At 39.9% G+C, this 10,699-nt stretch carries 9 protein-coding genes; 3 read left to right on the forward strand and 6 right to left on the reverse strand.

What is annotated here, in order from left to right; all coding sequences use genetic code 11:
• Positions 1 to 556: 556 nt before the first annotated feature.
• From FJR05_RS27585 to clpS, 4 genes are all read right to left on the reverse strand, one after another.
• Complete coding sequence (locus FJR05_RS27585) at positions 557 to 679, reverse strand: hypothetical protein (protein WP_256376177.1); 123 nt, start codon at positions 677 to 679, stop codon at positions 557 to 559.
• 209 nt (positions 680 to 888) lie between these two features.
• On the reverse strand, positions 889 to 2,697 hold the full coding sequence (locus FJR05_RS06615) for a bifunctional serine/threonine-protein kinase/formylglycine-generating enzyme family protein (RefSeq protein WP_168643379.1): 1,809 nt from the start codon (positions 2,695 to 2,697) through the stop codon (positions 889 to 891).
• A 425-nt stretch (positions 2,698 to 3,122) separates the two neighbouring features.
• Entirely contained in the window at positions 3,123 to 3,977 is an 855-nt protein-coding gene (locus tag FJR05_RS06620; RefSeq protein ID WP_168643380.1) for a CPBP family intramembrane glutamic endopeptidase, read from the reverse strand.
• A 73-nt stretch (positions 3,978 to 4,050) separates the two neighbouring features.
• Positions 4,051 to 4,332, reverse strand: a complete 282-nt coding sequence (gene clpS / locus FJR05_RS06625; RefSeq protein ID WP_168643381.1) for an ATP-dependent Clp protease adapter ClpS — start codon at positions 4,330 to 4,332, stop codon at positions 4,051 to 4,053.
• A 269-nt stretch (positions 4,333 to 4,601) separates the two neighbouring features.
• Between clpS and FJR05_RS06630 the strand changes: the two genes are divergently transcribed.
• Positions 4,602 to 4,958, forward strand: a complete 357-nt coding sequence (locus FJR05_RS06630) for a hypothetical protein (RefSeq protein WP_174783606.1) — start codon at positions 4,602 to 4,604, stop codon at positions 4,956 to 4,958.
• Between the two features lie 76 nt (positions 4,959 to 5,034).
• Here the strand turns inward: FJR05_RS06630 and FJR05_RS06635 are convergent, their stop codons facing one another.
• Positions 5,035 to 5,232, reverse strand: coding sequence for a hypothetical protein (locus FJR05_RS06635; protein ID WP_015078743.1), 198 nt, complete (start codon positions 5,230 to 5,232; stop codon positions 5,035 to 5,037).
• A gap of 666 nt (positions 5,233 to 5,898) precedes the next feature.
• Between FJR05_RS06635 and FJR05_RS06640 the strand changes: the two genes are divergently transcribed.
• On the forward strand, positions 5,899 to 8,487 hold the full coding sequence (locus FJR05_RS06640; RefSeq protein ID WP_168643382.1) for a TIGR03960 family B12-binding radical SAM protein: 2,589 nt from the start codon (positions 5,899 to 5,901) through the stop codon (positions 8,485 to 8,487).
• Positions 8,488 to 8,596: 109 nt separating this feature from the next.
• Here the strand turns inward: FJR05_RS06640 and ruvC are convergent, their stop codons facing one another.
• The gene (gene ruvC, locus FJR05_RS06645) at positions 8,597 to 9,079 is read right to left on the reverse strand and encodes a crossover junction endodeoxyribonuclease RuvC (RefSeq protein ID WP_168643383.1); all 483 of its coding nucleotides are present in this window, start codon (positions 9,077 to 9,079) and stop codon (positions 8,597 to 8,599) included.
• A 191-nt stretch (positions 9,080 to 9,270) separates the two neighbouring features.
• Between ruvC and yvcK the strand changes: the two genes are divergently transcribed.
• Positions 9,271 to 10,644: a gluconeogenesis factor YvcK family protein gene (gene yvcK / locus FJR05_RS06650; RefSeq protein ID WP_168643384.1), complete on the forward strand. Its 1,374-nt coding sequence runs from the start codon at positions 9,271 to 9,273 to the stop codon at positions 10,642 to 10,644.
• Positions 10,645 to 10,699 lie beyond the last annotated feature (55 nt).

Here is a 10,699-nt window from a genome sequence, read left to right on the forward strand (position 1 = left end):
TTGAGGATTTACAGGATGTGATTTAAGGATTGTTTTTGAGGAAGTGGTGATTTTTGGAAGTTGGGATATTTTAAAGATGTTGTTTTATGCTCTTCTTGAGATGATTAGTTTAAGTAGGTAAACATAATAAAAACGATATATGTTTAGTTTTGTAAAATGGCTGAAACTCAATCATAATCTCGCGTTGAGATAACTTTACATACCGTTACATACCTTTAAATTTTCCTGTTTACCTACTTACAGCATTTTCGCAATTACCAATTACTCATCCTGAATGAAAATCCTGAAAATCCTGATTCAGACAAAATCATCTCCAAAATCCCCACAAACAATCATTAAACAACATCCTAAAAAATCCCAACTCCCCACAAACAATCATCCAACAACATCCTGAAAATCCTCAAATCCTGGATATCCTGATTCAGACAAAATCAAATCACCAACTCCCCACAAACAATCATCCAACCACATCCTGAAAAATCCCAACTTCCCACAAACAATCATCCAACAACATCCTGAAAATCCTCAAATCCTGGATATCCTGATTCAGACAAAATCAAATCACCAACTCCCCACCAAAAATCATCCAACCACATCCTGCAAATCCTGAAAATCCTGGATATCCTGATTCAGACAAAATCAAATCATCAACTCCCCACCAAAAATCATCCAACAACATCCTGTAAATCCTCAAATCCTGGATATCCTGATTCAGACATTGACAAAGTTATCAGTTTGGACTATGCTTATGTTATAGGTGGAAAAGTGTGCGCCCATATATATAAGGTTTCCACATCCAGTATTTATCCAAAAAAAATTCCGCCTAACGGCGGGGTAAGGGAAAAGAAAAAAGAGCAGAGGGCAAAAGAGCAAGAGTATAAAGGGCAACTAAGTCCTCGCCGCACCACTACATACAACCCGAAAACCAAACCTGTCGTAGTTGAAGTCGAGGTTGTAGTTGTAGCGAGCAGCAGAACGGCAATTTCCAGGATAGGTGTCCCACGAACCACCGCGCAGCAGTTTGGTGTTGCTTCGACTAATCAAAGCACTACCATTTATAGGCGCATTTATATAATTCTCTTGCCAATCATCTTCGCACCATTCCCACACATTTCCGTGCATATCATACAAACCAAAAGCATTAGGGGGAAAAGTTCCTACATCTGTGGTTTGTTTTCGATATTGCCCTTTGGGTGCGTCAGCGTAGGGATAGTTGCCATCACAGTTTACCAAATCTGGGGTAATACTTTCACCAAAATAAAAAGGTGTGGTAGTTTCCGCCCTACAAGCATACTCCCATTGTGCCTCACTGGGCAACTTATAGTTTTTACCTGTTTTTTGGCTTAACTTTTGACAAAATGCAACTCCATCATCCCAACTCACTTTTTCAACAGGGCGATTATTACCTTTGAAGTCAGCAGGGTTATTTCCCATGATAGCTTTATATTGTGCTTGAGTCAAAGGATATTTACCGATAAAGAAGCTGGGAACATTAACTTGATGTTGGGGACTTTCTGTATCAAATCTTCCCTTTTCATTTTCCGGTGAACCCATGTAAAATGTCCCTGCGGGTATTTCCACCATTTCCAACTTCACCCCATTTCCCAAATCTTCCACAAAGTAATTTGCTGAGTGGTTGCGTTTTTTGATAATGCTTCCTTTCGCGTTCGTTGTGACAACTTCAAAAGTGAAAGTTTTCAGGTTAGTTAAAAACCTCTCTCCCAACCTCTCTCCTACAAGGAGAGAGGCTTTAATATCCCCCTTCCCTACAAGGGAAGGGGGGTGAGGGGGGTTAGGTTTTTTATTTGTTTGAATACCTAAAAACCTAAACCATTCTGTAATAGACTGAGGACGGTTTTGATAATCTAACTCCATTCCCTTGAGAATAGCATCATTTACCTTTTGACTAATTTGAGAATTGTATTTTTGCGGTGGTTCAATCGCCATTTTCATATCTAGCATAATCTTAGCATTCAGATAAGGACTAGGCAGAGGAATGAAAGGAGGTTCATGAACGGCGATAATTACATATAATGTGGCTGCTAAAGCATAAATATCTAAAGCCGGAGTGAAATTACTTCTATTTTCAAATTGTTCTGGTGGTGCAAAAACCGGAGTTTTGGCATTTGTTAAACTCATCAATTCCGCAAAGTTGACTTCTCTAGCTAAACCAAAATCAATTAATATGGCTTGATTGTCAGATTCTCTTAGTAAAATATTCGCAGGTTTAATATCTCGGTGCAGATAATTACGACTATGAATATAACTTAAAGCCTCTCCAATGCCTTTAATAATTCCTAAACCTGCACTTTCACTAAAAATACCATTCGCGTATAAATATTGTTCTAAATTTTTGCCTTTGACATATTCCATCACCATACAAGATAAACCATTTTCTTGAAACAGTTCAGGATACACTTTGACAATGTGAGGATGATCAAAGGTAGCTAATACCATTGCTTCGGTGTTAAACTTGTCCTGTTCTTCTGCTAGAAATTCTCCAAAATCTTCTGTATTACCATATTTATCTCGATAGCGTTGTTTCAAAAAGGAGACGTTGAGGCATTTGATAGCTACTTGTTTTTTGCGTTTATGATCTTGCGCTAAATAGGTAATACCAAATCCTCCCTGTCCTAGAGTATCAATAATTTCGTATTGTCCTTTTTTCAGTAGTTGCCCTGGGGTAAAATAAGCCATAATAAAATTTAAGTTGTCAGAATCAGGATATCCAGGATTTAAGGATTGACAGGATAAAGAAGAAAATAATAATATTGGTAGTTGAAAAGCCTATATATATGGGCGCACACTTTCCCACCTATAACATAAGCATAATACAAGCTTTGTGCCTTGTCAAGTCTTGATTGTCAGAATCAGGATATCCAGGATTTAAGGATTTACAAGATAAAGAAGAAAATAATAATATTGGTAGTTGAAAAGCCTATATATGGGCGCACACTTTCCTACCCATAACATAATCATAATACAAACTTTGAGCCTTGTCAAGTCTTGATTTTCCAAATCAGAAAATTAACAAGATAAATTTTAACCTCTTACCTTTGCGTCTTTGCGCCTTTGCGTGAGACTAAAATTCCTACCCTTAATCAGCAACGCTTTTTTATTAATCAGGTTTTATGTTCAAATTCTATATTCTTCCCTGTCACCTGCTGTTTACTACCTATCCACCAAGCTAGTCCACCCATAAATAATACCCCCATAACCCCCTGTAAAGGATTATTATTTACACCAGTCACCCAGTCAGGAACTTGTCCCGAATATTTGGTTAATTGTCCTACATTAATAATGTAATAACCCCAAACCAACCCACCATGTAAACCAATAGGTAAACCCAAACGTCCCCTTTTCCAACGTTTTCCCCATACCTGCGTTAACCCCAACAATACCAAAGCCGGAAATTGGGGTAAAGTATGAATAATTGCCTCCAAAGGTTTAATAAAATGGGCTACAGCAAATAAAATTGCATCTATCCCCATAGCAATATTTAATTTATAATCTCGTTGTAACTCATCCAATAACCAACCCCGAAATAATAATTCTTCTGCAAAACCCACACCCAAACTAACTAATAAACCTTCTAAAATTATTCTCCCTAAAAACACTTGTGGTTGTTGCCATATTAACCAACCTAGTACACCTTCCAAACCAAATAAAACTAAAACAGTAGTTAGTCCAATAGCCAACCCCTGCAACAAATTCACCCCATTCAGTCTTGTAAATTCTAAACCATAATAGCTGAATATTTTTGGTTGTTGATGAACTTGTTTACCCCAAATATTCAGCAGAAAAATAAACTCTACATATAATATAACCAGAGTCAAAATACTTTCTAAATTAGTATCTTCAACTAGCAAATAAATTGGTAAAGCCAGGGGTAGCCATAACAGTAATAAACACAAGATAAAACAGCCCACCCTGATAGGGGCGGGACTTTGGGCAATTTGGGCTAAATTAATTTTCATTATAGAGTTTAGTCAATCATCATTAGTCCTAATTATATATTTCTGCCAATGACCAATGACCAATGACTAACAACTATTCTTCTGGTTCAATCGTACTACTTAAACCATGATTATTGAGGGTTTCACAATAAAACTCCGCGTGTTCTTGAGCGCAAGTAATAACCAAAGCTAACCCGTTATGGTGGGCTTCCATCATAATACTAACAGCTTGCGGTTGGGTAATGCTATTAACAGTAGTCATTAGCACTTGTACAACGTACTCCATCGGATTATAGTCATCATTATGGAGCAAGACGCGATACTGAGGCGCAAGCTTGCGGGACGTAGAACGCTTCTCAATGGTTTCGACTGACACGGTTCTTTGCTCTTTTATCGTTGATTTACTAGAATATGTTCCTGTTCAGCATTTGCTTAACAGTTATTTACTTCTGCATTGCCGTATTTCTATCTTAAAATACCTTTGGCGCTGCTGGGAAGTTTTTCCTAGAATATCATAGCACAGACACAAGAAATTTACATTAATTATTGGGGCAGAAAAAATTTTCCTTACTTTCTATCTCCTCATCAGCAACAGGAATTATTAAAATTAAGGAAACTGCAATATAGTTACTACTCTAGATAGTTATGGATATCAGCCCCAAATTTCAACCAGGACAAATTGTATCCTTGGATTATAGTCATCAAAATCTTTATGCAGAAGTCATTGAAATCGTCGTTTCTCGTCAATTGTGCTGGGTGCGTCCTTTACTGCTTGTGAACTCTACCTCAGAATTACCACTTGTGATTGATTTACAAGATGTATCGGATTTGTTCTGGCCACTAGATTTGTTTAGACCGGCTTTAGATACGGAAGTTATAGCTTTTTTAGGACAACTTTTTCCTAAAGAACTAAAATTTGAACCTGATTTAGTAGCTAAACAACAATTTAATTTATTTATTCATCAACTGTGGCAAGCACATCAAAAAGGACAAGAAACATAAAGAGACTTGATTGCATAGGTAATACTAGAAACAATAGGATGTTAGTACGCAGTGTTGATACCTTCCAATATGAGTATTATCCCCAGGTAGGAACTAGCTGCACTCTGCCAGCATCCATCTCTGCCATTAGTAATTCTAAAGCTTCATAGTCAACATCAGAGATATGACCAAGCTTTGTTAATTCTGAGTTAATCTCATTTTCGATTTCTGGCGTTAGCTTGCGGATATGCAGGGCTTTTTCTACCAACTGACGAATCACGTATCGAGTTTTCATAATAAATAAACCAAATTGCAGTTACTAGTCATTATCTAAGACAATGTTCGGTATAAAAGGTGATTTATACCTCTCGACGCTGTGATTTAGATCACTACTAAATAATCAAGACCAGTTATTCGCTAACTCTGTTTTTGTCAATGACAAGGGGAAATGTCACGGTGGACGATTACAGAGAATTTTTCCTGAAACTACTTCTATTTCTAGTTTCAGTAAGAGTAACTGCTATAGCAACAGATGATTAATCTGCATTCAGAAGGCATAAGTAGATTGTTTTTTAACTTGCTAAAAAAAAATGTATATATCAGTACACTTTACCATTGACTTATGACAATCTTTAAATAAAGCCAGTCAACTCATAAAGATTGAGTAAAGAGACTTCCAACTTGTAGCCAAGTGAGGAAAAAAAGTTTATGCTCTGATGAAGCGCAAATTTACACTTGTATAAGCTTGCATAATGATGTTGAGATAATTTATAAATCTCTGTGCCTTCGCGTGTGCCTATTTTAGAGTAACTTCGTTAACACGCAGTGTGCCATAAGCATAACATAATTCATCCAGCACCAAATTTGCAAGATGAAAATTTTTTAACTGAGGTGAAAATCTCTAATTAATGCTAATCTTGGGGTGGTTAGCTGTAATTTATGGTAGCTAGAAGATAGCAAAGTGGCTGTTTTAGTTGAACAATTAATAACATCGGATATTTTAAAACCTGCCCGTTACCTGGGTAATGAGCGTTTAGCAGTCCATAAACCTTGGGATACGGCAACAATCCGCTGGGTTTTGACCTATCCAGAAGTGTATGAGGTAGGGGCATCAAATTTAGGGCATATCATCTTATACAACATTTTGAATGCCCAGCCTTGCCAGTTATGCGATCGCGCTTATCTACCAGGAGCGGATTTAGCCGCCAAACTTCGCACCACGCAGACACCCCTGTTTGCAGTGGAATCTAAACGGTGGTTAACGGACTTCGATATTTTAGGCTTTAGTCTCAGTTACGAATTAGGATGCACCAATATTTTAGAAATGTTGGATTTAGCCGGAATCCCCGTCACTAGAGAAGAACGGTTACAGGGAAATTATCCGCTAATTTTTGCCGGTGGACAAACAGCAACATCTAACCCCGAACCCTATACAGATTTCTTCGATTTCATCGTTTTGGGAGATGGTGAAGAACTGCTTCCCGAAATTGGCTTGGTTTTAGAAGAAGGGAAAAAATCCAGCTTGAATCGTCAAGAACTATTATTAGACTTGGCGCAAATTCCTGGTGTCTATGTGCCACAGTTCTATGAAATGGGTAAAGGTGGGGCTGTATATCCCCTGCGTCCAGATGTACCCAAAAGAGTCCTGAGAAGAGTAGCCACTCCCATTCCTGCCTATTCTATTGGCTTAGTTCCTTATGTAGAAACAGTCCACGATCGCCTCACCATTGAAATTCGTCGCGGTTGTACTCGCGGTTGTCGTTTCTGTCAACCAGGAATGCTAACCAGACCTGCGAGGGATGTCGAACCGGAAAAAGTGGTAGAAGCTATAGAAAAGGGAATGCGGGAAACTGGTTACAATGAGTTTTCCCTATTGTCCTTGAGTTGTTCTGATTATTTAGCCCTACCAGCGGTGGGGATGGAAATAAAAAATCGCTTAAAAAATGACAATATTTCTCTCACCTTACCTAGTCAGAGAGTAGATAGGTTTGATGAAAATATTGCTAATATCCTGGGAGGTACGCGCCAAGGTGGGTTAACCTTTGCCCCTGAAGCGGGTACACAAAGAATGCGGGATATTGTCAATAAGGGTTTAACAAATGAAGAATTATTGCGAGGAGTAAAAACGGCTTGGGAACAGGGTTGGGATAAAATCAAGCTGTATTTTATGATTGGTTTACCCGGTGAAACCGATGCTGATGTGATCGGGATTGTGGAAACTGTGCGCTGGTTAAAGCAAGAATGTTGGGAAAAAGGACGCAGATCGTTAAACTTCACTTTGACCATTTCTAACTTTACTCCCAAACCCCATACTCCCTTTCAATGGCATTCAGTTTCTACCACCGAGTTTGTGAGAAAGCAGAACCTCCTGCGGGAAGAATTTCGGGGAATGAAGAACGTGAAAGTAAATTTCACTGATTTTCGCATCTCCGCGATGGAAGACTTTATTGGTAGAGGCGATCGCACTTTGGGGAAAGTGTTACATCGAGCTTGGAAATTGGGTGCAGGCATGGATGCTTGGTTTGATAATGTAGATAAAGCCTTTACAGCTTGGGGAACAGCCATTACCGAAGCCGGTCTAGACTGGAAATACCGTCAAGTGGAAAATGGCGAATGGAATCTGTTTGCTGTCAGCAACAACGAACAAGAAACTTTATCACCTCTGGATACTCCCTTACCTTGGGATCATATTGATACTGGCATTGATAAAAAGTGGCTGCAACAAGACCTACAACGCGCTCTAGAAGCGGCAATTGTCCCTGACTGCTCTTTTGAAGGTTGTTCTCATTGTGGAGTCTGTGGCACTGATTTCGGTCATAATGTGGTGATGGCTGCACCACCCATTCCCAGCTTTGCCGGCGATTTTGTCCCCAACACCACCAAAGCCCAACGATTGCGAGTATGCTTTGGTAAACAAGGGGATATGGCTTTGGTAAGTCATTTAGATTTAATGCGTCTATTTGATCGAGTCATGCGTCGTGCCAGTTTACCAATCACCTTTACAGGGGGTTTTCATCCTGGCCCAAGAATTGCTTTAGCCAGTGCTTTAAGTTTAGGCGCTACCAGTAGTGGAGAAATAGTTGATTTTGAGTTGACTGAACCAATGGATGTGGCAACTTTTCATGCCCAATTGGTTAAACAACTACCTACTAACATTCCTGTGTATAATGTGGTAGAAATAGACATCAAGTCTCCCTCCGCTACCCAAACTTTGGAAGCAGCCGAGTATTTATTAACAATATCTACAGCCCAAAGCGAGGGACAATCGGCACAATGGCAAAACTGGATTGAAACTATTAAAAATCAAGAGGAGATTTTATCGGCACATACAACCAAATCCGGTAAACAGCAATTAATAAATCTGCGCGATCGCATATGGGAGATAGAATTAATTTCAGTCTCTCACCAAGAATCAGATTCAACAGCCGTTGTGCGGTACTTGGGTAGCTGTCGTCCTGATGGGGTGGTCTTGCGTCCTGAGCAAATTTTATCTATGCTGGAAACAGTGGCGAATGTAGAATTTCCTGCGATTTCATCAACCCGTGTCTAGGGGTAGAGTATCATGTTTCCGGTGGTAGCGATCGCTGAACCCTTTGAAATTTCAGTGGAGGACATGGGCGACAGACTCAGTTTAACCAACTATTCTATTTTTATACGAATCACAACTGAAACGAAGCCGTTAGTGCTACCGCTAAAGCATCTGCCGCATCATCAGGTCGAGGAATTTCATCTAAATCCAATTCCCGCATCACAGCCTCTTGCACTTCTGACTTATCTGCTTTACCATAATTCGTTAAAGCTTGCTTAATTTGGGGAGGTGCAAATTCCACATAAGGGAGTTTACGCTGTCCTAAAACTAACATCAGTACACCCCTAGCTTGTGCCACAACAATGGTATTTGCCATACGATAAAAGAATAATTTTTCAATGGCTACTAAATCCGGCTGTAAATCCTCAATAACGGTGTGTAAATCGTCAAATAATGTGCATAGTCGTTGACTCATTTCCATATCGGCACTGGTGCGAATTACGCCAAAATCAACCATCTGTACCGTTGTCTGTTGTTCTTTTGTTTGCCAATCAATTGCCCCAAATCCCACAGTTGCTAGTCCTGGATCTATTCCTAAAATTCGCTTTTTCATAAAATTCTTGATAACTGGGGTGATTGGTGATTGGTATTTCCTTCTTCTGACTCCTAACTGGGCGCAGGCCCTGCGCCCCTACTCGGTGATGATGAAGGATTGAATAAATGTGATGGTTTTCCCTTAGTGTGGAAACCAGGTGATGTAAATTTTTTGTTAAATATTGTTTGTACCAACTTTCCCTATTAGGTATGTTTATCGGTTTTCTGAAACAAGCCATTAATTCGCTACAGCTACAGTCCCAAGGTCGCACTTCCTATCGGTTTAACCAATGGTGCAAATGGTTGTCTCCTGGATTAGCTGTGAAACGCTGGTTACTTATCAGTATTGGGGGTGTTTTCTTAGCCAGTTTGGGGTTGGCTATTTGGGTAAAATTAACCCCGATTTTTTGGATTCTGGAATTGCTGAAAGGTCTTTTTGCGTTCCTGGCTGACATTTTACCCAACTATATCAGCGGTCCGGTACTCCTGGTATCTGGTGTGCTATTGGTGCTGTGGGGACAATCTCGCACTGTTGGTTCAATTACGGAAGTTCTCAGACCTATTGGTGATGAAGAGGAGTTAATAGATGTCCTTTTGGCACATCGTCGCCTATACCGAGGTCCGAAAATTGTGGTTATTGGTGGTGGAACTGGACTTTCAACTTTACTCAGAGGCTTAAAAACTTATAGTGCTAATATTACTGCTATTGTCACCGTAGCAGATGATGGCGGTTCTTCTGGGAGACTGCGCGAAGAATTTGGCGTTTTACCACCGGGTGATATCCGCAATTGTTTGGCGGCGTTAGCAGATGAAGAAAAATTACTGACGGAATTATTTCAATATCGCTTTCGGGCGGGAGATGGTTTAACAGGTCACAGTTTTGGTAATTTGTTTTTAACTGCCATGACTGATATTACTGGAGATTTGGTGCAAGCGATCGCTGCCAGTTCTAAGGTATTGGCGGTGAGAGGACAAGTTTTACCTGCTACCCTTAGCGATGTCCGTCTCTGGGCAGAATTGACAGATGGTCGCCGCATTGAGGGTGAGTCGAATATTCCGGAAGCTGCGGGGAAAATTGTCAAAATTGGTTGTATTCCTGAAAATCCACCGGCAGTTCCCGCCGCAATTAAAGCCATTAAAGAAGCTGATTACATTATTATTGGTCCGGGTAGTCTTTACACTAGCTTAATTCCTAATTTGTTAGTTCAAGAAATTGCTGATGCGATCGCCGCTACCAATGTACCTAGTATATATATCTGCAACATTATGACTCAGCCAGGAGAGACTGATGGATATAGTGTTGCTGAACATATTCAAGCAATAGATGACGCTTGTGGCAATAGAAGGTTATTCGATGCCGTATTAGTTCATAAAAAAATGCCCTCAGCCCAAGCACTGATCCGTTATGCCCAACAAAACTCCCATCCAGTTTTTTTAGACCGAGAATCTGTTACCAAATTAGGACGGCGCATAGTTCCTGCAAATATTCTCTTTGAAGATGAAAATGGTGCTGTTCGCCATGACCCGCAGAGATTAGCTAAAGTTTTATTAAAATGGTATAGTGGAGCGCATCAAATGAAGTAAGGACTGGGGACTGGGGACTGGGGACTGGGGACTGGGGACTGGGGACTGGGGACTG

Origin of the sequence: Dolichospermum sp. UHCC 0259 (assembly GCF_009711935.1) — a bacterium.
In the GTDB taxonomy this organism is placed as follows: Bacteria; Cyanobacteriota; Cyanobacteriia; order Cyanobacteriales; family Nostocaceae; genus Dolichospermum.

Coding starts and splice junctions, on each gene's coding strand:
- ruvC (WP_168643383.1), bottom strand. CDS start 9,079: ATGAAAAAGCGAATTTTAGGAATAGATCCAGGACTAGCAACTGTGGGA.
- FJR05_RS06635 (WP_015078743.1), bottom strand. CDS start 5,232: ATGAAAACTCGATACGTGATTCGTCAGTTGGTAGAAAAAGCCCTGCAT.
- FJR05_RS27585 (WP_256376177.1), bottom strand. CDS start 679: ATGTTGTTGGATGATTTTTGGTGGGGAGTTGATGATTTGATTTTGTCT.
- FJR05_RS06630 (WP_174783606.1), top strand. CDS start 4,602: ATGGATATCAGCCCCAAATTTCAACCAGGACAAATTGTATCCTTGGAT.
- yvcK (WP_168643384.1), top strand. CDS start 9,271: ATGTTTATCGGTTTTCTGAAACAAGCCATTAATTCGCTACAGCTACAG.
- FJR05_RS06615 (WP_168643379.1), bottom strand. CDS start 2,697: ATGGCTTATTTTACCCCAGGGCAACTACTGAAAAAAGGACAATACGAA.
- FJR05_RS06620 (WP_168643380.1), bottom strand. CDS start 3,977: ATGAAAATTAATTTAGCCCAAATTGCCCAAAGTCCCGCCCCTATCAGG.